The sequence below is a fragment of the Nitrogeniibacter aestuarii genome, assembly GCF_017309585.1.
In the GTDB taxonomy this organism is placed as follows: domain Bacteria; phylum Pseudomonadota; class Gammaproteobacteria; order Burkholderiales; family Rhodocyclaceae; genus Nitrogeniibacter; species Nitrogeniibacter aestuarii.
The window spans coordinates 3,100,960-3,124,067 of the sequence record NZ_CP071321.1 but is presented as its reverse complement, the minus strand read 5'-3'; the positions used below and the strand labels follow the sequence as shown (position 1 = coordinate 3,124,067).

Below are 23,108 nucleotides of genomic sequence, written 5' to 3'. Positions count from 1 at the left end.
TGCTGCCGCGGACTCAGCGGCTTTTGATCATGGTGCCGACGCCATGATCCGTCAGGATCTCGAGCAGCAGGCAGTGCTCGACCCGCCCATCGATGATGTGAACGGAATTGACGCCGCTACGGGCCGCATCCAGTGCAGAGGCGATCTTCGGTAGCATGCCGCCCGAGAGCGTGCCGTCGGCGACCAGATCGTCGATGTCCTTCGGGGTCAGGCCGGTCAGCAGCTTGCCCGCCTGGTCCAGTACGCCGGGGGTGTTGGTCAGCAGCACCAGCTTCTCGGCCTTGAGAATTTCCGCCAGCTTGCCCGCCACGACGTCAGCATTGATGTTGTAGGTTTCCCCTTCTTCACCGACACCAATCGGCGCAATGACCGGGATGAAGTCGCCCTGGTCGAGAAACGCGATCAGACTGGGGTCGACCTGGGTGATTTCGCCCACCTGACCGACATCGACCACGTCGCCCGGAGGCGCATCTTTCTTCTGCATCAGCAGTTTCTTGGCACGGATGAAGCGGGCATCCTTGCCCGTGAGACCAACCGCCTTGCCGCCATGCTGATTGATCAGGTTCACGATTTCCTTGTTCACCTGACCGCCGAGCACCATCTCGACCACTTCCATGGTCTCGGCATCGGTCACGCGCATGCCCTGAATGAACTCCCCTTTCTTGCCAACGCGGCTCAGGAGGTTCTCGATCTGCGGGCCACCACCATGAACGATCACAGGGTTCATGCCCACCAGCTTGAGCAGCACCACGTCGCGCGCGAAACAATCCTTGAGCTTCGGGTCGGTCATGGCGTTGCCGCCGTATTTGATGACGATCGTCTTGTCGAAGAAGCGCTTGATGTAGGGCAGGGCTTCGGCGAGGATCTCGGCCTTGCGTGCGGGCGTGATGGATTCGTGCGTTTGAGTCATGGTGGTCCTGAAAGTCAAAAGCGTGTGTCGATGAACTGCGATCAACCTGCCTTGGGGCTCGATCAAATCCGCACTATTTTAGCGCTCATTCAATTTCCCGGCTGCAAAGCGCCGGGCGACCAGCGCTCGGGTTTGGATATGGGGCGCGTGCCTCTTGGAGGTTGAAACTCCATGGCTGGCACGAGATCGGCGCCCAATTCCGCAGCGGGTGATATCAGTCCTGCATAGATGCCCGGCGTGGCCAGTCTGTAGTTCATCTCAGAAGGATCATCGAGCATGGACAGGAGCGCTGGATAGTTTCCCTGAAATTCTCCGGCATTTGTCATGCTCAGGATGCCCGCGCCGACGGTCAGGTTATTGACAGCCAGCACCTGGGCTTCAGGCAGTTTTTCTTTCCAGACCCGCAGGAACCAGGCACCCGTCCAGCGCGCATTGACCAGCGTGTTGTGCGACAGACGGAGCCGGTTCTTGCTCCATTGGGCGTGTTCGGCCCCGTAGGCAATGACGACCGGATTCTGCGTGTTCTCACCCTGAACGATGATGTTGCCAAGCATGGTGACATCGCCGCCGTTGGGCAGGTCGACTTCATACGATGCGCTGCCGTCCGGGCCGTCATTGATCATGTTGTAGTAGAGCCCAGTTTCGCGGGCGCGTGATTTGATCAGATGGCCCGCATACCCGCGCTCGAAGCGGCTCCCCCAGATCTCTGCGCGACCGATACGGCCGATGTACAGCAAGTGGGGGAGTACATCCTTCTGGTGCGGCGCTTCGGCAAACAGGCTGTCGCGAATGACCAGCACGGCGTTCGGGTCGTGTGCCGTCAACACACCCATCTGGTTATCCCTGAAGCGGCAATTGACGAGTTCGAGATGGCCTTTTTCAAAGCGAATGCCGGCACCGTTCCGGTCGGGCGCTCTGGCGCCCTGGAACGAGATGTTGGATATATGGAACTTGCCATCGGGAATCACCCAGATGGCTTTGCCCTCGGCCGCCTGACCATGGGCGACCAGGATGGCGCCATTGCCCAGACCGACAATCGTGAGTTCCTTTTGTCGCCATACCGCAACGTCGCCGACATAGGTGCCGGGCTGGATCTCGACGACGTCTCCGCTCTGGGCAAGGCGTGCGGCGACTGAAACGCGTTTGATCGCTTCGGTCGGGCCGACGCGGATCAAGGCAGCAGTGGCCTGCGTCGATAGAAGAAGCGCCGCAGCGAAGGCGACAAGATGTCTGAGCATGAAAAATGGCGAGCACCTGGATGCCCGCCATTCTTGATCAATTGGTGGATTCGTTCAAACGAAGCGCATGACTGTGTCCGGTATTACTGAATACTCAGTCGTTTGGCCTGGACCTCGGCCTTTTTCGGCAGCGTCAGTTCAAGCACCCCATCGACGAACTTCGCGACCGACTGCGCTTCGTCAATGTCCTGACCGAGCTGGAAGCTACGAGACACCTTGCCGTAGTAGCGTTCGCTACGCAGCACACGCTCGCCTTCCTTCTGCTCACGGTTTTCCTTGCGTTCGGCGCTGATGGACACCACAGGGCCATCAATGTGCACGTGAATGTCATCTTTGGCGACGCCGGGCAATTCGGCATGTACCGTGTAGTTTTCCGGATTCTCTTTCACTTCCACGCGCAACTGAGGCGCTTCGCCCTGAGCACCGAACTCGACCGGACGAACAAAAAAACCTCGAAACAGATCCTCAAAAGGATCACGACGAACAACATTGCTCATGACATCCTCCTTGTTGGACAGTGACTCGTCTGTTACCCATGTCGGGACAGCTGAGGAAATTTCAAGTCCCCCCTGTCAAGTCAGCAGGAGTGTGAGCAAGTCCTTGTTCGTCCACGACCAGACCCGGTCGATCGCAACGTCGAGACTGCACCATTGGGCGTCACTGTGCTCAGAGGGGTCGATACGCACATCGACAGGCTCAGGGAGGCAGACGCTGAAGACGTGTTCTGTATTGTGGCGTTCGCCCGGCGCATACCGTGCTGCCCATTTTTCGGGAATGGCGTAGCGGTTGGTCATGCGGTGATCACGCACGGCGTCGCGGGCGATCACTAGCCCGGTTTCTTCTTGGATCTCACGAAGGGCTGCCTCAAGGGGCGTTTCGCCGATTTCCAGGCTGCCGGTGATGGACTGCCAGAACCGGGCAGGGGCCTGTCGGTGAAGAACGAGGGTTTGGCCACCGTGCGTGCAAAGGGCGACGATGACTGATTCCGGGCGTTTGAAAACCTGAGGCTCAGTCATTGTCGTGTTTGAGTCGCAGGTCCATGAGGACGTGAAACTTGCGCTGCGCGTCCTGCCAGTACTGGCAGGCGCTTTGAAGGATGTCGAGCAGCGTGTCGCGATCGGTTGCGTCTTCCAGCGCGCCGATCAGGCACAGGACGATGGGCTGCTCGGGCAGCCACTCGAGATCCGTCAGGCAGTCCTCAAGCGCATCCCAGTTGTGGCCGAACCATCGGGGCATATCGAACGCTCTGGCCAGCTCGGTGAGCGCCGTGTCCCTGCTGGCGTGCTCTCCGAGTTGAGCGTGAACGAGAAGTGCGTCGTGCTTCCCGGCCAGCAGGTCGCTGCAGGTGGTGGTGTCGGCGTCGATAAAGTGCATCCCGTTCTCGCCGGACAGGAACGTGTCGAGCGTCTCAGGGCTCATTGTTGCTCCGGAATTTTCTTGAAGCTGCGGTAGTGGTCGGGCGTGTAGTAAAACACCTCGGGTGGTTTGCCGCCGGTGACGATACGTCGCGCGCCCCGGGTGCGCTCGTTCGGGGTGGGGACGGTGTATTCGCGATAGTACCCACGGGGGCGTTCCGGTAGTCGCTTTTCACGGTTCTGAAAGGTGGTGCCGTCCTTGCGGTAGGGGAAAGGGCCGCCATGTTCGATGGTCGTCAGAACGTCGATTGCCTCAGGTGGCAGTCCGCGGGTGTCCAGTTGTCGGGCACTGGCTGTGTGTTGCTGGGCGGACGCAAGGCGGGGTGTTTCAGGGGCGTCATTGCATCCGACCAGAACAGCGCAGGCGGTCAATAGCGCCAGCAGACCGTGGTTCAGACCCTTCATCGATTCGACTCGTTGCGTGAATGCCCCGAGTTTAACAACGGATTGCGCCGAGCTCAGGCGTGGAGTTCGCCGATACCGAACTTGACCTGCAGTTTCTTGTGCAGATCCGTCAAGGCAGGAAGCCGCTGATTGCCGGGGTCAAGACGCCGCACGCGCTCGATCAGTGAGCGTGCCTGCGTTGAATACTTGTCGTTCCAGCCACAGTTTTCGATGTGGCGCAGCAGGGCGAGGGCGGCGTTGAACAGGACGTGGGTGTTATTCGGCATCTTGTTGACGGCACTGAGCATCTCGGTCACAGCACCGTCGAAGTCGCCGGCCTTGGCCTTCTGTGCTCCGGCAGCAACGAGTGCTCGCACTTCGGTATGAACCTGGCGCGCGAGATTCTGAGCCAGATCGCCGTGACCGCGTTCCGTCAGCATCTGCTGGGTTTTTTCAACGGCACGAGGATTTTCGGCGGTCCTCATGATATCGAGGACCACATCCTTGCCCTCTTCCTCCATCCCGTTGTCGAAGCAGGCGCGCGCCAGCTCCTGTTTCATGCCAAGCGACATCTTGCCCAGTCGTCGGGATTCGCCAAGCGCCCGTTCGACGGCGGCCCTTGCTTTGGTGCTATCGCCCACCTTGTTGTGAAGCATGGCGGCTGATAGCGATGTGCAGAGTTTGCCCGCTTCGGTGCTACTCATGGTCTTGTCGAGATCTCGCAAGGTCGCGGCAGCGGCCTCGATATCACCGCTGCCAATCTGGGCCTGAACCAGAAAGACATGATCTTCCGGATCGCGAAAGTCGGAATACTTGCCTTTGCGTACAACCTCAGCGAGCACCGATTCGGCCGTTTTGGCGTCGCCCATGTCGAGCGCAATGCCGCCGAGACGGCGCAGGCGGCTCAGTCGATGTGGCGACACCGCGGTGGCGCGAAGCAGCACATCCTTGGCCGCTTCGAGTTGGCCTGCCGCTTCCCGGGTGCGGGCGAGCCAATCGTAGGCGTCAATGAATTGCTCGTTTTCCTCGACCAGGCCTTCAAGAATGTCTTCGGCTTCGCCAAACTGTTTTTTCATGTAGAGGGCTTTGGCGAGACCAAGGCGAGCCCAGGGCACGGCGCGCATTTCCAGCACTTCTTTGTAGAGCGCTTCTGCCGCCTCTGCCTCGCCGGCTGCGATGTGAAGTTCGGCCCTCAGGCGCATGAAGTCGATCTGGTATTGGGGGTAAATCTGTTCGGCTTCCTTGCACGCGCGAATTGCGGCGGGGGTGTCGTCATCCTCGATCAAGGCATAGATGGGCAGAAAGGCAGCGCGTTTGATGACGGCCTTTGAGATGCGCGAGAAGAGCGAGTCAGCCGCGAACGGCTTGAGCAGGTAATCGTTGGGTGCCAGTTCGGCGGCCGAGACCACCTTTTCGTACTGACGCTCCCCGGTCACCATCATGAACAGTGTTCGCAGTGGAATGATGTTGTTGTGGCGAAGGTCTTCGAGCAGGTGCTGGCCGTCCTGGCCGTCACCAATGTGGTACTCGCACAGGATGAGGTCGAAGGTGATTTCGCGCAGTTTGCGCACCGCGGCGCCGGCAGAGACCGCCATGTGGACTTTCTGAATGCCAACTTCGCCGAGCATGTTGCGCAACTGGGTGCGCATGTTCGGGTGTGCTTCGATCAGCAGGGCGGAGAGTGATGACAGATCTGCCATAAGAGGTTTTGGTGCCCGGGCGTAGGTATCTGTTCCTATTTCGGCCAGTATGAGCCGATCTTGAATCGATCTGGTATGAAAAAAGGCGGCCAAGGCCGCCTTTTGTCTTTGCCGCCTGAAGTCAGGCCTTGTCGACTTCCACCGCTGTTTCCACCTTTTTGCGCAGGCGGATATGCAGATCGCGCAACTGGGTCTCGTCCACTTCGCCGGGCGCATCGGTAAGCAGGCACTGGGCACGCTGGGTCTTCGGGAAGGCGATGACGTCACGAATCGAATCCGCTCCGGTCATCAAGGTGACCACGCGGTCCAGGCCAAAGGCCAGCCCACCGTGGGGAGGCGCACCGAACTTCAGGGCGTCAAGCAGGAAGCCGAACTTGAGTTTGGCTTCATCGTCACCGATGTTGAGGGCCCGGAACACCTTCTCCTGAACGTCTGCGCGGTGAATACGGACCGAGCCACCCCCGATCTCCCAGCCGTTGAGCGCAATGTCATAGGCTTTGGCGAGACACTTGCCCGGATCCGTCTCCAGCAACGCTACATGCTCGTCCTTGGGGGACGTAAACGGATGGTGGCAGGCCGTCCAGCGATTGTCGTCTTCGTCATACTCGAACATGGGGAAGTCGGTCACCCAGACCGGCATCCATGCCTCGCCATTCAGGTGGTTCTTTTCGTGGCCGATCTTCACGCGCAGAGCGCCGAGCGCATCGTTGACGACCTTTTCCTTGTCGGCACCGAAGAACATGAGGTCGCCATCCTTGGCGCCTGAGCGTTCAACGATCGCGGCCAGGGCGTCGTCCGACAGGTTCTTGACGATGGGCGACTGCATGCCCTCGCGGCCTTTGGCCACTTCATTGAACTTGATCCAGGCCAGTCCACGCGCACCGTAAATGCCCACGAACTTGGTGTATTCGTCGATTTCGCCGCGTGAAAGCTCGGCGCCACCCGGGATCAGCAGGCCCGCGACGCGACCGCCGCTGCTGGCCGGTCCGGAAAAGACCTTGAACTCGACGTTCTTCATCACGTCGGTCAGATCGGTGAACTCGAGCGTGACGCGCAGATCGGGTTTGTCTGAACCGAAACGGGCCATGGCCTCTCTGTAGGGCATGCGCGGGAACGGGTTCGGCAGTGCCACATCCAGCGCCTCGCTGAACACGGTGCGAATCAGCGATTCCATCAGGTTCATGATGTCGTTTTCCTCCATGAAGGAGGTCTCGATATCGACCTGGGTGAATTCGGGCTGGCGGTCAGCTCGCAGGTCTTCATCGCGGAAGCACTTGGTGATCTGATAGTACCGATCAAACCCGGCAACCATCAGCAATTGCTTGAAGAGCTGCGGAGACTGGGGCAGGGCGAAGAACTGGCCCGGATGGACACGCGACGGCACGAGGTAGTCGCGGGCGCCTTCTGGCGTGCTCTTGGTGAGCATGGGGGTCTCGACATCGATGAAGCCGTTCGCGTCCAGGAAGCGACGGAAGGCCATGCTGACCTTGTAACGGAGCATGAGGTTGCGCTGCATGTAGGGGCGGCGCAGATCGATGACGCGGTTGGCCAGACGCGTCGTCTCGGAGAGATTTTCGTCGTCCACCTGGAACGGGGGTGTGGCGGAGGCGTTGAGCACCGTGATTTCGTGGCACAGTACTTCGATCTCGCCTGAGGTCAGATTGGCGTTTTCGGTACCCTCCGGACGGCGGCGCACCTTGCCGGTCATCTTGAGTACGAACTCGTTCCTCACGGATTCGGCGATGGCGAACATGTCGGGGCGATCGGGATCGCAAACCACCTGGACCAGGCCTTCCCGGTCGCGAAGGTCGATGAAGATCACGCCTCCGTGGTCGCGACGACGATGGACCCAGCCGCTGATGGTGACGATCTGGTCGAGGTCGGCCGCCGTAACCTGGCCGCAGTAGTGAGTACGCATAAGTCGATTTTCCGTTTCTTCTTCAAGCAGCCTTGCGGGCTGCCGCTGCATTAATGTTCTGTTGCCGGTACGCTGGCGGTGGCTTTACCGGTCCGTTTAACCGGCGCGACGACGCCCATGGAAATGATGTACTTGAGCGCTTCGTCCACACTCATGTCAAGTTCGATGACGTCGGCCCGGGGTAGCATCAGAAAGAACCCCGACGTGGGGTTGGGGGTTGTCGGCACGTAAATGCTGACAAAGTCGCCGGGCAAATGGTTGGCGGCATCGCCTCCCGGTTTGCCGGTGAGGAAACCGATGGTCCATACACCCTGACGGGGGTACTGAACGAGCAGGGCCTTGCGGAAGGCCTGACTCGAACTCGAAAACAGGGTATCAGAGACCTGCTTGACGCCATAGTAGATGGACTTCACCACTGGGATGCGCGCGAGCATCGCCTCCCAGATCTGAACGAGTCGCTGGCCCAGAACGTTGGCCCCGATCACGCCGGTCAGCAGCACGATCAACAGGCTGACGGCGACGCCGATACCCGGAATGTTCACGCCCAGCAGGGTGCGTGGCTGCCAGACTTCGGGAATGAGCAGGAGAATCCGGTCCAGCGTGCCGACGATCCAGGCAAGCACCATGAAGGTGATGGCCAGCGGAATCCAGATCAGCAGACCGGTGATGAAATACTTCTTCATTCAGGGGTCAGTGACAGGCGCAGCCACCACCACATGGCGCGTCCCCGCCGCTGCTGTTGCCACCGGCGCTGTCTGCTTTCTTGGCTGCAGTGGTGGTGGTGCTACCGCCCTTGAAATCGGTGGCGTACCACCCCGACCCTTTCAGTTGAAAACCGGCAGCGGTCAGCTGCTTGGCGTAGGTGCCCTTGCCGCACTCAGGACAATCCGTCAGCGGGGCATCACTCATCTTCTGCAGATGTTCCTTTTCGAACCCGCAACTGGTGCAGCGATAAGCGTAGATAGGCATGACAAGCTCCCAAAAATCAAGCGCGTAAGTCTAGCGCATCGGCGTTTCCGGCGGAAGCCGATACACCGCACAGTCGTTGAATTTGGGGCAATTTCGGAAATTTAAAGGAGGCCGAGGTATTGAGTGTTGATTTCACGCCCGAAGAACAGGGCGAGCAGACCGGCGGCCGCCAGATAAGGACCAAAAGGAATCGGGTTGTCTCGCCCGTGCTTGGTGAACACCATCAGACTGATGCCGACGACGGCACCAACGACCGATGAGAGCAAGATGGTCACCGGTAACATTTGCCAGCCCAGCCAGGCACCGATGGCCGCCAGTAGTTTGAAGTCGCCATAACCCATCCCTTCCTTGCCCGTGACCAGACGGAAAAGCTGGAACACGAGCCAGAGGCTCATGTATCCGGCAACCGCACCGACCACTGCATCGTTGAGCGTGGCGTAGGTTCCGACGAGGTTGAAGAGCAGGCCGAGCCACACTAAAGGCAGTGTGATGTTGTCGGGCAGCAATTGGGTGTCCAGGTCGATGAAGGTCAAAGCAATCAGGGCCCAGATGAAGACCAATGCCCCTGCTGTCGCCAGTGTAGGACCGAAGTGCCAGGCGGCTGCGGCAGACAGGGCGGCCGTCAGCACTTCCACTGCGGGGTAGCGGTGACTGATGGTCGCCGAGCAGTGGCGACACTTCCCTCTGAGAATCAGAAAGCTCAGTACCGGAACGTTGTCGATCGCGGATACCTGCGTACCGCAGTGCGGACAGCGTGAGCGTGGTGTCGCGAGATTGAAACGAGGTCTCGTCTGAGGTTCTTCGCCCTTGAGATCTGCCGCCTCGTCCTCCCATTCATGTTCGAGCATGATGGGAAGACGGTGGATAACGACATTGAGGAAACTGCCGACGAACAGACCGAGGACGCCTGCGATCGCTGCCAGTACGACCGGTTCGATATCGAGAAAAGACACGTTTCGAGAGTCTGTCTCAGACGACTTGGCCGATCTTGAAGATCGGAAGATACATGGCAACGATGAGGCCGCCGATCACCACCCCCAGGAAAACCATGATCATGGGCTCAAGCAATTGCGACAGACCTGCCACGGCATCATCGACTTCCTGTTCGAAGAAATCGGCCACTTTGCTCAGCATGCCGTCAAGCTGTCCCGATTCTTCGCCGATCGACACCATCTGTACCACCATAGTTGGGAAAACCTTGGCGCCCTGCATGGCAATCGTGAGACTTGTTCCTGTACTTACGTCGGCCTGGATCTGCTTCGTTGCCTGACGATAGACATGGTTGCCCGAGGCGCCACCCACGGAATCGAGCGCTTCGACAAGTGGAACGCCGGCCATGAACATGGTCGACAGCGTACGTGTCCAGCGTGCGATTGTGGCTTTTCGCACGACGTCGCCAATGACGGGAAACTGAAGAATCAGTTTGTCCATCGTGTTCTGGGCTTTCTCGCTGCGTTTATAGGCCATGGAAAGCGCGACGACAGCCGCACCAATGGCGCCGAAAACGATGTACCAGTTAGCCACCATGAAATCGGACATGGCGATCACGACAAGTGTTGGCCCTGGGAGGTCAGCGCCAAAACTGGTGAACACGTTTTTGAATTCTGGAATAACGAACAGCATCATGACGGAGATCACAATACCTGCAACAACAATCACGGATGCCGGATAGAAAAGCGCGGACTTGATCTTGCTCTTGATCGCAAGCATCTTTTCTTTATATGTCGCCAGTCGATCCAGCAGCGTGTCCAGAATACCGGCCTGTTCGCCTGCCGCGACGAGGTTGCAGAACAGCTGATCGAAATGAACAGGGTGCTTCCGGAATGCCTGGGACAGATTGCTGCCGGTCTCAACGTCATTGCGGACATCGTTCAGCAGTCGCCCCAAAGACGGGTTGCTGGCGCCCTTGATGGTGATGTCGAATGCTTGCAGCAGGGGAACGCCGGATTTCATCATGGTCGCCAGCTGGCGAGTGAAGAGCGTGATGTCCTTCTGGGTGATTCTCTTTCCGCGGGCAAGCTTCCGTTTCTTGATCTTGGAGACCATCACGCCCTGGCGACGCAGCGTGGCTTGCACCACCGCCTCACCGCCCGCGCGCATTTCGCCGCGGATGATCTTGCCTTTCTTGTCCTTGCCCTCCCAGTCGTAGAGGGCCTCTTCCTTGGCTTTTGCCGTTCTTTGTGCAGTTCGGGTCGCGGTTGCCATGATCGTCAGCCTTGGATTATTCGTTGGTGGTTGCGAGGACTTCGGTCAAGGACGTCATGCCGGCTTTGACCTTTCTCAGTCCCGAGCGTCGGAGATCGGAGACCCCTTCGAGTTCAGCCTGTGCAGCGATATCCATTGAATTGCCGTTACTCATGATGATGCGCTGCATTTCTTCGGAAACCGGCATGACCTGGTAGATGCCGACGCGCCCCTTGTATCCGCTGCCCCCGCATGCGTCACAGCCCTTGGGGCCCATCGGTTTCCAGCTGCCGTCCAGCTCGTCCTCGGTGAAGCCGGCATCAATGAGCGCTTCATGGGGGATGTCCATGGGCTCTTTGCATTTGCACAGCCGGCGTGCAAGCCGCTGAGCCGTGATGAGAATGACGGAGGAGGCGATGTTGAACGGGGCGACACCCATATTGCGCAGTCGTTCAAGGGTGGTCGGGGCGTCATTGGTGTGGAGGGTCGATAACACCAGGTGGCCGGTCTGCGCTGCCTTGATGGAGATTTCTGCAGTGTCGATGTCACGGATCTCGCCCACCATGATGATGTCCGGATCCTGCCGCAGAAACGCCTTGAGTGCGGCAGAGAAGGTGAGGCCCGCCTTTTCGTTGACATTGACCTGATTGATCCCAGGCAAGTTGATCTCGGCCGGATCTTCAGCTGTCGAGATATTCGAGTCACCCTTGTTCAGCAGATTCAGGCAGGTGTAGAGCGAGACTGTTTTACCGCTCCCGGTCGGGCCCGTGACCAGAATCATGCCGTAGGGGCGTTCGATGGCTTCGAGCAGTGCCTTCTTCTGGTCCGGCTCGTAGCCGAGCGCGTCAATACCCAGCATGGCCGACGACGGATCCAGGATACGCATGACGATCTTTTCGCCATGCAGGGTCGGCAGGGAGGAGACCCGGAAATCAATGGCCTTGTTCTTCGACAGAACCAGTTTCATCCGGCCGTCCTGGGGGACGCGTTTCTCCGAGATGTCGAGACGGGAAATGACCTTGATCCGCGCGGCGATCTTTTCTCTGAGAATCAGTGGGGGCTGGGCGATCTCACGCAGAATGCCATCGGTTCTGAACCGGATGCGGTAGTACTTTTCGTAGGGTTCGAAGTGGATGTCCGACGCGCCTTCGTTGATGGCATCGACCAGTACCTTCTGAATGAAGCGCACGACCGGTGCATCATCCACTTCACCCTGAAGATCGTCATTACTCTCGCTTTCGTTTGCGCCCTCCTGGTCGAGGAGGTCCATGTCGAAGTCGTCGCCGGTGAGCGATTCAAGTGTGTCGGCGGTCGATTCATTCTGTTTGCCAACCGCAGCCTCGAGTTTGCTGGCCTCAACCACCACTGCATCGACAGACAAGCCGCTCTGGAAGCGAATTTCGTCCAGCGCCCGCAGGTTTGTCGGGTCGGCCAACGCGACCGTGATTCGATTGCCTCGCTTGCCCACGGGAAGCACGTGATGTTTGATGACGAGCTTCTGATCGATCGCGCCTTTCAGGATGGCTTGGGGGTCCAGTGCGCCGATGTCGAGTAAGGGATAGCCGAAGGTGTCTGCAGCAAACCGTGCGACCTCCTGCTCGCTCATGATCCCGCGTTTTGCCGCCTCGAGGAGAAAGCCGTTCACCTTGTCCTTGCTCTCGGTCGTACACGCGACAGCGTCCGCTTCCGAAATGCGGTTTTGCTGGATCAGGGCCCGGGCGAGCCCAGACAGTGCGACTTGAGGATTAGCGGCCATAGAGCAAGTTTTCGGGTCCGATATTGAACCGACATGACATGTTGCATCGCTTGAAGTGCCTTGTAAAGCAAGCGCGGCAAGCGACTGTTAAGTTTGTACTATTCCGTGGGTTTGAAAATTCGGGCCATCTTCACCAGACGATCCTGCGTCTGGATCACTTCGATGGGAACGTCACCGACCCGGATCGACAATCCCGTCTCGGGAATGTCCTGCAGATATTCCACGATCAACCCATTTAAGGTTTTCGGCCCGTCAACCGGAAGGTTGAGCCCCAATTTGCGGTTTATGTCCCGAAGGTTGTGTCCGCCATCGATCAGGACGCTGCCATCCTCGTTCCATTTAAGGCGGTCGGCGCTGTCGGGTGAGCTGGTGGTGAACTTGCCCACCATCTCTTCAATGATGTCATCAATGGTGACCAATCCCAGCAATTCACCGTATTCGTCCACCACGAGCCCCATTCGTTGTTTGTTCTCCTGAAAGAACTGCAACTGGGAATACACCGGGGTTTCGGCCGGCACAAAGTACGGCTTGGCAACCATGGTGCGCAGGGTGTCATGGTCGAGCACGCTATCGAGCGAATGGCCGAGTAGCCGTCGCAGATGAAGAATGCCGATTACATCGTCGTTTTCCCCATCGAAAACGAGGAGGCGTGTGTGGTAGCTGGTGCCCAGCTGTTGGGCGATTTCCTCGATCGGATCAGACAGGTCAATCCCTTCGATCGCGCCGCGTGGGGTCATCACGTCTTCCACGGTGATGTCTTCGAGCTCGAACATGTTCAGCAGAATGCTGCGGTGCTTGTGGGGAATGACATGACCGGCTTCAAGCACCATGGTGCGAAGTTCCTCGGTCGACAGCGCGTCTGACTGATCACCATCCTTCGGGTGAAGCCGAATGATACGGAGGATTAACTCGACAAAAAGGTTGATGAACCAGATGATGAAGTAGGTGATCCGCAGCAGGAAGGCCAGCGGGAAGGCGAACATGACAGCCAGCTTGTCGGCGTAGCGAGCCCCCACGACCTTGGGCGTGATCTCTGAAAATACCAGAATGAGAAAGGTGACCAGCAAGGTGCCCGCACCAAGCGCCCAGCGCTCGTCGCCAAACAGTTCGATGGTAATCACGCTCACCAGCGTGGCTGCGGCTGCATTGATGAGGTTGTTGAACAGCAGGATGACGCCGAGGAGTTTTTCGGTCTGGTTCAGCAACTCCAGGGCCAATGTCGCACCCCGGTGACCGTTGGATGCCATGGAACGAAGACGATATCGGTTGGCCGCCATCATGGTGGTTTCCGACATGGAGAACAGTCCGGAGAACACCAGCAGCAATCCAAGGGTGGCCAGCTGCAAGGCCAAGGGGGATTCAGGCACGTGGGGAGCGGGGTTTATAAGGTGGTTCGAGTATTCCGGCAGGCCATGCGCTTGTCAATGAAACTCAGGCCGCACGGTGCAGAACCACTTCAAGCACAAACCGGCTGCCCACATAGGCCAGCATCAGGGCGGCAAAACCTGCCATGGTCCAGCGCTGCGCCATTTTGCCTCGCCAGCCCCAGAGACGGCGACCGAGGAGTAGGGCGCCAAACAGAATCCAGGAGATGAAGGCAAATACCGTCTTGTGGTCCACCTGAAACGCTTTCCCGAACATGGCTTCGGAGAACAGCACGCCTGACAGCAGCGTGAGCGTGAGCAGAACGAAGGCAATCCGGATCAGACGGAACAGCAGCTTCTCCATGGTGAGCAGCGGCGGCAGGCTTGCGAAGACGCTTGACAGTCTGGCGTGGTGCAGGCGTTTCTCGGCCACGGACATCAGGACCGCATGCAAGGTCGCCAGCGTAAACAGGCTGTAAGCCAGCATGGCCACGATGAAATGTGCCCTGAACGCGGGCGAACTGGCTTGCTCCAGCATGTGGGGTGGAGGGAACAGCGCGGGGAGGAAGGCGCAGACGGCAGCTGCGGGCATCACGAAGGTCTGCAAGCCGTCGAGGCGCGAAAAGAAATTCTCGATCCAGTAAAACAGCACCGCCAGCCAGACCATGAGCGACAGCGCCGTGCCGAAGCCGAAATGCATGCCTTCGCCCGGAAACAGCTCCCGATGCAGCACAGACCCGTGGGCAAGCAAGGCCATGAGCAAGGCGGCACGCTCCCACGTGGACAGCCCGCGGCGTGGTGCGGCGTTGCCCGCGTGCCAGCGAGAACGCCAGAAATGCACGCCGAGAGCGGCATACATGGAGGCCGGGATCAGATGCAGTAGAATTGAAGGCATTACCCAAGTTTACTCCAAGGCCGTTTGCCGAACCAATCATGCTGGATAATCTGACCAATCGACTGACTAAAGTCGTCAAGACCATTCGCGGCCAGGCGCGACTGACCGAAGACAACATCAAGGATGCCATGCGCGAAGTGCGTATGGCCTTGCTTGAAGCCGACGTTGCCCTCCCGGTGGTGAAGGATTTTGTGGCCAAGGTGCGGGAAAAGGCCGTGGGGCAGGAGGTGATCGGCTCGCTGACCCCGGGGCAGGCACTGGTGGGCGTGGTTCATGATGAACTGCGGGCGCTCATGGGCGGCCAGCATGAAGGCCTCAATCTGGCAGTTGCCGCGCCGGCCATCGTGCTCATGGCGGGCCTGCAGGGTGCAGGTAAAACCACAACCACCGGCAAGTTGGCGAAGATGCTGCGCGAGCGGCAGAAAAAAAAGGTGTTGGTGGTCTCCACCGATATCTATCGCCCGGCGGCCATCGAACAGCTCAAGACGGTAGCGGCCCAGGCGGGTGTCGATTTCTTCCCGTCCGAAACCACTCAGAAACCGGTCGATATCGCGCGTGCGGCGGTCGATTATGCCCGCAAGCACTTCATCGATGTGTTGCTGGTCGATACGGCGGGCCGTCTGGCGATCGATGAAGCCATGATGGGCGAGATCAAGGACCTGCACGCGGCGGTCAATCCGTCCGAGACGTTGTTTGTGGTCGATGCCATGCTTGGTCAGGATGCGGTCAACACGGCCCAGGCCTTCAATGAAGCACTGCCGCTCACCGGCATCGTGCTGACCAAGCTCGATGGCGATTCGCGTGGGGGGGCAGCATTGTCTGTTCGCCACGTCACGGGCAAGCCGCTCAAGTTTGCGGGGGTGGCTGAAAAGCTTGAAGGCCTGGAAGAGTTCCATCCCGACCGGATGGCGTCCCGTATTCTCGGCATGGGCGATATTCTGGGCCTCGTGGACGAAGCCCGGCGCAATGTCGACGAGGATCAGGCCAAGGCGTTCGCCAAGAAGCTCAAGAGCGGCAAGGGCTTCGATCTGAACGATTTCAAGGACCAGATTGGCCAGATGCGGAAGATGGGTGGCATTGGCGCGCTCATGGACAAGCTGCCCGCCCAGTTCGCGCAGGCGGCCGGGCAACTTCAGGGCGGTGCAGAAGAGAAGATGGTCGGACGCGTGGAGGGCATCATCAACTCCATGACGCCTCAGGAGCGGGCAAATCCGGGCATCATCAAGGCCTCGCGCAAGCGTCGCATTGCGGCAGGTGCAGGGGTGCCGGTACAGGAAGTGAACCGCCTGCTCAAACAGTTCGAACAGACCCAGAAGGTCATGAAGCAGTTCTCGAAAGGCGGTATGGCCAAGATGATGCGTGGCATGAAGGGCATGATGCCCGGGATGATGCGCTGAGCGTCGGCTGACAATGAGTCACTCTCTTCACAAGGCCGCGCTTGCGGCCTTGCTTGTTTGCGATCCGCAGGAAAAGTGCGAAGCGGTCGTTCAGCTCAAGCGCGACTGCGACGAAGGTCGGCTCAAGTCGGCGACTGACGCCCCTGTGCTGACGGTAACGGAACCCGGACGCCCCGAACGCCCGGTACTTGTGGCGCCAGCCGGGGTGCCAAATCGCCGTCTGGGCGCGCAGGATGGCCATGCCGCGCTGCTGCATGCCATCGCGCACATTGAGTTCAACGCCATCAATCTGGCGCTCGATTGCGCCTACAGATTCCGTTGCTTGCCAGACGATTTCTATCGTGGCTGGATCGATGTGGCTGCCGAAGAGGCCTGCCATTTCACACTGGTGCGTGAGCGGCTGCTTGAACTGGGTGCCCAGTATGGTGATTTCCCCGCGCACGACGGGCTATGGCAGATGACCGTCAAGACGGCAGATGATCCGCTCGCCCGCATGGCCCTGGTGCCGCGTGTGCTGGAGGCCCGGGGGCTGGATGCGACGCCACCCATCATGGCGAAATTGCGTGCCATCGGGGACCAGAAAACCTTGTCGATTCTCGACATCATTCTGCGTGACGAAATCGGGCATGTCGCGCTCGGGGATCATTGGTTTCGGTATTTCTGCAGCGAGCGCGGTCTGGAACCCGAAGCGCACTATCGTTCGCTCATTGATGCGTTTGACGCGCCATGGCCCAGGCCGCCTTTGAATCGACCGGCGCGCCTTGCGGCAGGCTTTAGTCCGGCCGAGCTTGAGGTGCTGGCACAACCAAGACCCCGACGATGAAAAAAACGGGGCGATCAATCGCCCCGTCGTGTTGGCCACTCGACGGCCCTCAGTGCTTCATCTTTTCCCGAAAATCGTCATGGCATGCCTTGCAAGCCTTGCCGACCTCGCCGATGCGCTGCCGGGCGGCGCCTTCGTTTCCCGCCTCAAGGTCGCTTTCCAGGGCGTCGATTTTGTTTTTCAGCGCTTTGCCGCGGTCGGCAAAGGCATCCATATCGCGCCACGCCTTGGGCAGCAGGCGAGATTTGTGTGCCTGTTTCGTGTCCGGGGTGTAGGTGGTAGCCGTCAATCGCTCAGCCCATTGAAGGTGGCGGGCCGCTTCGCGCGCACGGTCAAGGTCAAAAGCAGTTTCGCCGCGTGCCATATCTCCGAGGATCCCCATGTGCCAGCCCATGATCTTGTAGGCGCCTTGTCGGTAGTCCACCCGGTCATCGCCGGTTTGCTGGTGGGCGAGTGCTGTTGTGACCGCAAGGCACGAGAGTATGGTGAGCAGCGGCTTTTTCATGAATGTCTCTGTATCTGGTGGCAGAAAGAAAAACGGGGTGGCCTGAGCCACCCCGTTCGTGAAGCAATCAACCAGACGATCAACGCAGGCCGGCAGCGTAATCGGCTACTGCCTTGATTTCCTTGTCGGTCATCTTGAGCGCGATCATGCGCATCATCTTGGCCGGATCGTTGGCACGCTCTTCAGCGCGGAAGGCCTTCAGCTGTGCTTCGGTGTACTCGGCAAACTGGCCCGCAATACGCGGGAACTGAGCCGGCAGGCCGGCGCCGGCCGGACCATGACAGGCGGCACAGGCAGGCAGGCCCTTGGAGGCGTCGCCAGCGCGCCAGATCTTCTGGCCCATCTCAACGAGCGCACCATTGGTGGCCACGGACGGCTCGAGTGTCTGTCCGGCAAAGTAGTGTGCCAGACCCTTCATGTCTTCGTCGGACAGGCCGGCAACCATGGCGTTCATGGTGGCATTCACGCGTTCCGGCGTAGCGCCCTCAGCACCCTTGAAGTTCTTCAGCTGCTTGTACAGATACTCCGGAATCTGGCCTGCCAGCTTCGGATTGGCGGCCAACTGGCTGTTGCCATCAGGGTTGTGGCAGCCGGCGCAGAGCGTAGTGGCGATCTGCTTGGCTTTCTCCGTATTCGGAGCGGCTTCTTCAGCCTGGATGGAACCTGCGACGAGCAGGAGTGAGATCAACAGGGAACGCTTCAGCATGATCACAAAGTCCTTGGAAGCAATGGTCGAAATTTTTTGAATCCTGCTATTCTATAACACCAAGGCCGGTTTGCGCGACGCAACACCCGGCCATTTTTCATCTGTGCGTCCGGTCCCACCCAATGTCCCTGTTTCGTCACGCGACTTTCGAAATCTCCATTGCCGAGCCCAAAGGGCTGCCGGCACCCAACGGGCCAGAGGTGGCATTTGCGGGGCGATCCAACGCCGGTAAATCGAGCGCAATCAATACGCTCGCTGCACACACCCGACTTGCCTTCGTCTCCAAAACCCCTGGTCGGACGCAACTGATCAACTTCTTCAGACTGCGTAACGGTGCCGTGATGGTTGATCTGCCCGGCTACGGCTATGCCGAGGTGCCGGAGAAGATCCGCAAGCAGTGGCAGCGCCTGCTGGAGATCTACCTGACCGAACGCCCGAATCTGGTGGGGCTGGTGCTCATCATGGATTCGCGTCGGCCACTGACCCCGCTTGATCGTCAGATGCTCGACTGGTTCGCGCCCAGCGGCCGTCCGGTGCACTGTCTGCTGACCAAATCGGACAAGCTCACCCGCAGTGAGGCGGCGAAAACGCTGGCGGCCACGCGCAAGCAGGTCGCTGCCGAGTGGGGCGACCAGGTGTCGGTGCAGCTCTTTTCCAGTCTCAAGAAGACCGGTATGGACGAAGTCGAAAAGACGGTGGGGCCCTGGCTCGAGTCGGCGCTCGGGGGATACACCGACGCCGCACCGGATGCGTGAAGCGGGCAGACAAAAGAAAGCCCCCGGCCAAAGGGGAGAAAGCCGGGGGTTGAAGGCCCTACTTCATGGGGTAGGGCGCCCGCTCAGGGAGGTTAAACAGCGAGGAGACATCCTCACCGTCTTTCTCCTAGATCAATGCAGGGAGCCAAAGTTCCCGGCACAATGAACCTGACTTTGTGACTGAATCTCTCAGGACGTATTTTCCATGAACCGCACTCCCGTCTTTCCCGCCACTCGCATGCGCCGCATGCGTCGAGATGACTTTTCCCGCCGCCTGATGCGCGAGCATGTGCTGACGGCCAATGATCTGATCTATCCCGTTTTTGTCCTGCCAGGCCAGGGGCAGCGCCAGACGGTTGCGTCCATGCCCGGGGTCGAGCGCGTTTCGCTGGACCTGCTCTATGGAGTGGCGGAAGAGGCGCTCTCGCTCGGCGTGCCGGCGCTGGCGCTGTTTCCTGTGATTGAAGCGAACAAAAAGAGCGAAGGCGCCGAAGAGGCGTGGAACCCGGAGGGACTCGTGCCAACCGTGGTAGCGGGTCTCAAGGACCGCTTTCCCGAACTCGGCGTCATCACCGATGTGGCGCTCGATCCCTACACCAGTCATGGTCAGGACGGCCTGATCGATGCCAGTGGCTACGTGATGAATGACGAGACGCTGGAAGCCCTGGCCAAACAGGCTCGAAGTCATGCTGACGCAGGGGCCGATGTCGTGGCTCCGTCGGACATGATGGACGGTCGGGTAGCGCGAATTCGCGCTGAGCTGGACGCTGGCGGGCATATCCTCACGCGCATCCTGGCCTATTCGGCGAAATACGCGTCGAGCTATTACGGCCCGTTCCGTGACGCGGTGGGTTCTGCCGGGAACCTTGCGGGCGGAAACAAGTACACGTACCAGATGGACCCCGCCAACAGTGACGAGGCGATTCGCGAGGTGAGCCTCGACATTGCCGAGGGCGCCGACATGTTCATGGTGAAGCCGGGTATGCCGTATCTCGACATTGTGCGTCGCGTCAAGAATGAGCTGCAGGTGCCGACCTTCGTCTATCAGGTGAGCGGAGAGTTCGCCATGCTCAAGGCTGCTGCGGCCAATGGTTGGCTGGACGAAAAGGCGTGTGCGCTGGAAGCACTGGTGGCGTTCAAGCGCGCCGGCGCTGATGGCGTGCTGACATACTACGCGCTCGAGGCTGCGCGCTGGTTGAAGGCGTAAGCCGAACCCATGCACTTGCCCCCGGGCGGTCCCGTCTCGGGTGATCGTGCAGCCAGCGAGTGAAAGAAGCGCCTCTGATGGCGCTTTTTTTCATGATGTCGAACGCAATTTGCTCGCAGCTCGTGGTAACTGAAGGACGCTGGATAGCTTCATGTCCACATACGCCGGCTTGCCATGGCTGCGGTCAATCCAGACGGTTTTCATGCCCAGGCGCTTGGCGGCCCGCAGGTTCTCCAGACTGTCCTCGATGAGGATGCAGGCCTTCGGCTGCAACCGATGGGCGCGCAGCAGACGGCGGAATGCACCGGTCTGTGGTTTGGGCTGCAGGCGCATGTTCTCGACTGCAAACACGTCGTCAAAGCATCGCGCAATGCCCATGATGGACAAAACGGATCGTGCGTAGGCTGACGGGCCGTTCGAAAAGACAATTTTCCGCCCCGGAAGATGCTCGAGCCGGTGGCGCAGCGCGCGATCGAACACGACCTTGTCGTGCAGTCGATCGAAGCGGTGCGTTTCCGCCAGAAAATGCGCCGGATCCACGTTGTGATGGCGGACAAGCCCCAGCAGGGTGGCGCCGTAACGCTGCCAGTACTGCATGCGCAAATGGTTGGCTTGTGTTTCATCCACGTTCAGCTGTTCGCAGATGTAGGCGGTCATCGACGCGTTGATGTGCGGAAAGATGTGAGCGCTGGCGTTGTGCAGCGTATTGTCCAGATCGAAGAGCCAGACGGGGGAACTCATCAGGCGCCTCGTCCCGGATAGGGCTGGAAACGGATGATGTCGCGCCCGTCGTCGATGGTTTTGGGCTCGGGCTTCCAGGCGTGCCCATACACCACCTCGAACGTGGCGGGCAGGCGACCGTCCTGGCGCGCTTGCTCGTAGCGCTCACGGGCAGTAAGCCATACGGTGCGCTGGCCAAGGCCTCGTGCGCGCTGCTCGGATGCGTTGGTGCTGCCTGACAGACGCAGGTCCGCCATCAAGCCGTCGAAGTCGGCGTAGGTGAGGGTGAGGGTGTCCATATCCATCACCGGATCGGCGAAGCCGGCCTTGATCAGCGCGTCGCCCAGATCGTGCATGTCGATGAAGGGGTGGACATGAGCACTGCCGGCCTCCCCGAGGGCTGCACGCAGTTCCTTGAGCGTGTCAGGGCCGAGCGTTGAGAACATCAGCATGCCCCCCACTTGCATGATCCGGTGAGCTTCCCGTAATGCCGGGGCTGGGTCGTCCAGCCAATTGAGCATCAGGTTGGACCACACCATGTCGACGCTGCCTGCCTTCAGCGGCAACGCTGTCGCTGTGCCAACAAGGCGGTCAATGACGGGGGTTTTGCGTAACAGGCGCGTCAGCAGGCCTTTGGTGGGCTCGATCTGTCTGACCATGGCATGCGCAACGTCCATGGCATGAATACGCGCGTCTGGATAGCGCTTGGCGAGGGCATCGATGTCGCGTCCCTGGCCGCATCCCAGCTCGAGTATGCGTGCAGGGGTGTGGTTGATACCCTCAAGGCGCTCTAGCATCTGTTCGGCGGTGACGCGCGCCAGCACGTCGGCCTCGGCGTAACGTGCTGCGGCACGTTCGAACTGGCGCCGGACATGGCGGGAATTGATCTGGAAACTTTCAGGCATGGCTCATGTGTGCCGCAAATCAGTGCGCGGCCGCCCGAACGATACACAATCGCCGCTGACTTGGCGACTGATGACTGGAGGGGGCTTTGAGCCCCCTCGCTGATCAAACGGCGTTGAGTCCGAGTTTTGCGAAGAGGGTTTCGTCCCGATCGGCTTCCGGGTTGTCGGTGGTCAGCAGACGGTCGCCGTAGAACATCGAGTTGGCGCCTGCCAGGAAGCACAGGGCCTGCATTTCGTCGCTCATCTGCTGGCGGCCGGCAGAGAGGCGCACATAGGCCTTGGGCATGGTGATACGAGCAGCGGCGATGGTGCGAACGAACTCGATCGGGTCCACGGCTTCGTTTTCACCCAGGGGCGTGCCTTCGATCCGCACAAGATTGTTGATGGGGACGGAGTCGGGCTGCGGGTCCATGTTGGCGAGCTGGGCAATCAGGGCGGCGCGGCTCTTGCGGCCTTCGCCCAGACCGACGATGCCGCCGCAGCACACGTTGATGCCCGCATCGCGCACTCGGCCGAGCGTGTCGAGCCGGTCCTGCAACGTGTGCGTGGTGATCACCTGGCCGTAGAACTCGGGTGAGGTATCAATGTTGTGGTTGTAGTAGTCGAGGCCGGCTTCAGCGAGTTTTTCGGCTTGGCCGTCGTTCAGCATACCCAGGGTCACGCAGGTTTCGAGGCCGAGTGCCTTGACCTCGCGGACCATGTCGAGCACCGGCTCGAGGTCCTTGTCCTTGGGGCCGCGCCAGGCTGCGCCCATGCAGAAGCGGCTGGCGCCCTTGGCTTTGGCTGCGCGGGCATTCTCCAGCACCTCGTCCAGTGGCATGAGTCGCTCGCGTTCGAGGCCGGTGTCGTAGCGGGCCGACTGGGAGCAATAGCCGCAGTCTTCAGAACAGCCACCGGTCTTGATCGAAAGCAGTGTTGACCGCTGAACGGCATTCGGATCGAAATGCTCGCGGTGGACCTGTTGCGCCTTGAACAACAGGTCGTTGAACGGCATGGCAAAAAGGGCTTCGACATCGGCAACGCGCCAAGGGGTGGCCTGGGCGGTGGGTGCTGTCGTTTGCGCCGTGGTGGGCGCTGCGGTAGATGTCATTGTCATGATGTGCTTTTTGCGCTGTAATACAAAATTATGGATGATCCTAGATCGCTCAAGCCCTTGTCAAACCAGCCAGCCAGGCGGCGGGGCTTACCTGCGCGTCTGCTCGACTGGTTTTTGCCGATGCATTGCGTCCTGTGCCGTCGCGAAGGCTGGCCAACGGGCCTGTGTGACGGCTGTGTCAGCGATCTACCCCGGCTGGGCGCAGCGTGCAGGATATGCGCTTCGGAACTGCCCAGTCCTGGCGTATGTGGTGCTTGTCTC

At 59.7% G+C, this 23,108-nt stretch carries 24 protein-coding genes and 1 pseudogene; 5 read left to right on the top strand and 20 right to left on the bottom strand.

Annotation, left to right across the window (positions count from 1 at the left end; translation table 11 throughout):
• Positions 1-13: 13 nt before the first annotated feature.
• The 15 genes from argB to J0W34_RS14515 all read right to left on the bottom strand — a co-directional run bounded on the left by argB (position 14) and on the right by J0W34_RS14515 (position 14,733).
• The gene (argB, locus tag J0W34_RS14585; protein WP_230969267.1) at positions 14-910 is read right to left on the bottom strand and encodes an acetylglutamate kinase; all 897 of its coding nucleotides are present in this window, start codon (positions 908-910) and stop codon (positions 14-16) included.
• Between the two features lie 89 nt (positions 911-999).
• Positions 1,000-2,148: a right-handed parallel beta-helix repeat-containing protein gene (locus tag J0W34_RS14580; RefSeq protein ID WP_230969266.1), complete on the bottom strand. Its 1,149-nt coding sequence runs from the start codon at positions 2,146-2,148 to the stop codon at positions 1,000-1,002.
• Positions 2,149-2,231: 83 nt separating this feature from the next.
• A complete protein-coding gene (locus J0W34_RS14575) occupies positions 2,232-2,645 on the bottom strand; it encodes an Hsp20/alpha crystallin family protein (protein WP_227817201.1) in 414 nt (137 codons plus the stop codon).
• Between the two features lie 75 nt (positions 2,646-2,720).
• Positions 2,721-3,164, bottom strand: a complete 444-nt coding sequence (gene nudB / locus J0W34_RS14570; RefSeq protein ID WP_230969265.1) for a dihydroneopterin triphosphate diphosphatase — start codon at positions 3,162-3,164, stop codon at positions 2,721-2,723.
• The gene (locus J0W34_RS14565; RefSeq protein ID WP_230969264.1) at positions 3,157-3,567 is read right to left on the bottom strand and encodes a barstar family protein; all 411 of its coding nucleotides are present in this window, start codon (positions 3,565-3,567) and stop codon (positions 3,157-3,159) included. Before J0W34_RS14565 ends, nudB begins: the two co-directional genes overlap by 8 nt.
• A complete protein-coding gene (locus J0W34_RS14560; protein WP_227817198.1) occupies positions 3,564-3,968 on the bottom strand; it encodes a ribonuclease domain-containing protein in 405 nt (134 codons plus the stop codon). The genes J0W34_RS14565 and J0W34_RS14560 overlap by 4 nt, the downstream gene beginning before the upstream one ends.
• Before the next feature lie 53 nt (positions 3,969-4,021).
• Positions 4,022-5,647 carry a response regulator gene (locus tag J0W34_RS14555; protein ID WP_227817197.1) on the bottom strand — a complete coding sequence of 542 codons (1,626 nt, stop codon included), beginning with the start codon at positions 5,645-5,647 and terminating at the stop codon, positions 4,022-4,024.
• 121 nt (positions 5,648-5,768) lie between these two features.
• Positions 5,769-7,565, bottom strand: a complete 1,797-nt coding sequence (aspS, locus tag J0W34_RS14550) for an aspartate--tRNA ligase (RefSeq protein ID WP_230969263.1) — start codon at positions 7,563-7,565, stop codon at positions 5,769-5,771.
• 50 nt (positions 7,566-7,615) lie between these two features.
• A complete protein-coding gene (locus J0W34_RS14545) occupies positions 7,616-8,248 on the bottom strand; it encodes a DUF502 domain-containing protein (RefSeq protein WP_227817195.1) in 633 nt (210 codons plus the stop codon).
• Between the two features lie 7 nt (positions 8,249-8,255).
• Positions 8,256-8,534 carry an FmdB family zinc ribbon protein gene (locus tag J0W34_RS14540; protein WP_227817194.1) on the bottom strand — a complete coding sequence of 93 codons (279 nt, stop codon included), beginning with the start codon at positions 8,532-8,534 and terminating at the stop codon, positions 8,256-8,258.
• Positions 8,535-8,635: 101 nt separating this feature from the next.
• Positions 8,636-9,487: a prepilin peptidase gene (locus J0W34_RS14535; protein ID WP_230969262.1), complete on the bottom strand. Its 852-nt coding sequence runs from the start codon at positions 9,485-9,487 to the stop codon at positions 8,636-8,638.
• 16 nt (positions 9,488-9,503) lie between these two features.
• On the bottom strand, positions 9,504-10,739 hold the full coding sequence (locus tag J0W34_RS14530) for a type II secretion system F family protein (RefSeq protein ID WP_230969261.1): 1,236 nt from the start codon (positions 10,737-10,739) through the stop codon (positions 9,504-9,506).
• 16 nt (positions 10,740-10,755) lie between these two features.
• Positions 10,756-12,474: a type IV-A pilus assembly ATPase PilB gene (pilB, locus tag J0W34_RS14525; protein ID WP_230969260.1), complete on the bottom strand. Its 1,719-nt coding sequence runs from the start codon at positions 12,472-12,474 to the stop codon at positions 10,756-10,758.
• 98 nt (positions 12,475-12,572) lie between these two features.
• Entirely contained in the window at positions 12,573-13,841 is a 1,269-nt protein-coding gene (locus J0W34_RS14520; RefSeq protein WP_227817190.1) for an HlyC/CorC family transporter, read from the bottom strand.
• 64 nt (positions 13,842-13,905) lie between these two features.
• Positions 13,906-14,733 (bottom strand): cytochrome C assembly family protein, encoded by an 828-nt coding sequence (locus tag J0W34_RS14515; protein ID WP_227817189.1) that lies wholly within the window; start codon positions 14,731-14,733, stop codon positions 13,906-13,908.
• Between the two features lie 38 nt (positions 14,734-14,771).
• Here J0W34_RS14515 and ffh point away from each other — a divergent pair, with 38 nt between their 5' ends.
• A complete protein-coding gene (gene ffh / locus J0W34_RS14510) occupies positions 14,772-16,130 on the top strand; it encodes a signal recognition particle protein (RefSeq protein ID WP_227817188.1) in 1,359 nt (452 codons plus the stop codon).
• A 13-nt stretch (positions 16,131-16,143) separates the two neighbouring features.
• Positions 16,144-16,953 carry a ferritin-like domain-containing protein gene (locus tag J0W34_RS14505; RefSeq protein ID WP_230969259.1) on the top strand — a complete coding sequence of 270 codons (810 nt, stop codon included), beginning with the start codon at positions 16,144-16,146 and terminating at the stop codon, positions 16,951-16,953.
• A gap of 49 nt (positions 16,954-17,002) precedes the next feature.
• On the opposite strand, the gene J0W34_RS14500 is transcribed toward J0W34_RS14505, so the two are convergent.
• Entirely contained in the window at positions 17,003-17,458 is a 456-nt protein-coding gene (locus tag J0W34_RS14500; RefSeq protein WP_230969258.1) for a c-type cytochrome, read from the bottom strand.
• Positions 17,459-17,537: 79 nt separating this feature from the next.
• A complete protein-coding gene (locus J0W34_RS14495; RefSeq protein ID WP_227817185.1) occupies positions 17,538-18,164 on the bottom strand; it encodes a c-type cytochrome in 627 nt (208 codons plus the stop codon).
• Positions 18,165-18,286: 122 nt separating this feature from the next.
• Between J0W34_RS14495 and yihA the strand changes: the two genes are divergently transcribed.
• Together yihA and hemB are read left to right on the top strand one after the other, a co-directional pair.
• On the top strand, positions 18,287-18,919 hold the full coding sequence (yihA, locus tag J0W34_RS14490) for a ribosome biogenesis GTP-binding protein YihA/YsxC (protein ID WP_230969257.1): 633 nt from the start codon (positions 18,287-18,289) through the stop codon (positions 18,917-18,919).
• A gap of 205 nt (positions 18,920-19,124) precedes the next feature.
• Positions 19,125-20,126, top strand: a complete 1,002-nt coding sequence (gene hemB, locus J0W34_RS14485) for a porphobilinogen synthase (protein WP_230969256.1) — start codon at positions 19,125-19,127, stop codon at positions 20,124-20,126.
• 90 nt (positions 20,127-20,216) lie between these two features.
• Here hemB and J0W34_RS14480 read toward each other — a convergent pair whose 3' ends face one another.
• The 3 genes from J0W34_RS14480 to bioB all read right to left on the bottom strand — a co-directional run bounded on the left by J0W34_RS14480 (position 20,217) and on the right by bioB (position 22,841).
• On the bottom strand, positions 20,217-20,867 hold the full coding sequence (locus J0W34_RS14480; RefSeq protein WP_407941098.1) for a pyrimidine 5'-nucleotidase: 651 nt from the start codon (positions 20,865-20,867) through the stop codon (positions 20,217-20,219).
• Positions 20,867-21,751 (bottom strand): malonyl-ACP O-methyltransferase BioC, encoded by an 885-nt coding sequence (gene bioC / locus J0W34_RS14475; RefSeq protein WP_230969255.1) that lies wholly within the window; start codon positions 21,749-21,751, stop codon positions 20,867-20,869. Before bioC ends, J0W34_RS14480 begins: the two co-directional genes overlap by 1 nt.
• Before the next feature lie 103 nt (positions 21,752-21,854).
• Complete coding sequence (bioB, locus tag J0W34_RS14470; protein ID WP_407941174.1) at positions 21,855-22,841, bottom strand: biotin synthase BioB; 987 nt, start codon at positions 22,839-22,841, stop codon at positions 21,855-21,857.
• 36 nt (positions 22,842-22,877) lie between these two features.
• Between bioB and J0W34_RS22235 the strand changes: the two are divergent.
• A pseudogene (locus tag J0W34_RS22235) lies at positions 22,878-23,096 on the top strand (double zinc ribbon domain-containing protein); the annotation flags it as partial.
• Between the last annotated feature and the right edge of the window lie 12 nt (positions 23,097-23,108).